The organism is Bartonella sp. AP57NXGY, from assembly GCF_042195805.1.
In the GTDB taxonomy this organism is placed as follows: Bacteria; Pseudomonadota; Alphaproteobacteria; order Rhizobiales; family Rhizobiaceae; genus Bartonella.
In genome coordinates, this window is record NZ_JBHIOZ010000643.1 from 1 (window position 1) to 577 (window position 577).

At 39.7% G+C, this 577-nt stretch carries 1 protein-coding gene; it reads right to left on the reverse strand.

All coding sequences use genetic code 11. From position 1 onward, the window contains the following. Window positions 1–87 precede the first annotated feature (87 nt). On the reverse strand, window positions 88–577 hold a 490-nt coding region (locus ACFIL8_RS12430; RefSeq protein WP_375690085.1), incomplete at its 5' end, for a hypothetical protein.

Genomic DNA, 577 nt, shown 5'->3' on the forward strand with positions numbered 1-577 from the left:
GGTCTTGCCATTTGAATAAGCGCATAAATGAGCTGTGCACTATTTTCTGTTCCCATGCCAGGTCTTATCAGCTGCATCTTTTTATCCTTATAATTTTATCAATCGTAGCATTCCTGCTTTTACAAGAAACTTTATTGAATCCTCTAGCGGGTGTTGAATGTGCATTGGTGTGGTGGCTTGCTTTAAGAGATGTTTTGTTTTTTCATGAAGCCGGATTGTACGCCCATTGAGTTGATTAATGGCAAGACTGCCAAGAGAAGAATCTATGATAATACATGTTGGCTCTCGTAAAAGAGCGGTTGCATCATTTTCTGAAAATGCTTTTTGATCTGTTTCGATGAGACCGTGTTGTAAAAGTGATATCAAAAGACTTCCAGAGGCAAGAAGAGTATCATTGAATTGTATTTCCCTCAGTGATTGGACAAGGCAGCCTTCACGAAGTGCTTCAAATGTGGGAAAGTCGAATCCGCCAAATGCCGCTCCTTTTATAGAAACAATGGTGATGGGTTGTATTTGCCGTTTGCCAATGAGTGCTGGTTTGTTTTTTATTATTTGTACATCTTTTGCCCATTGAACG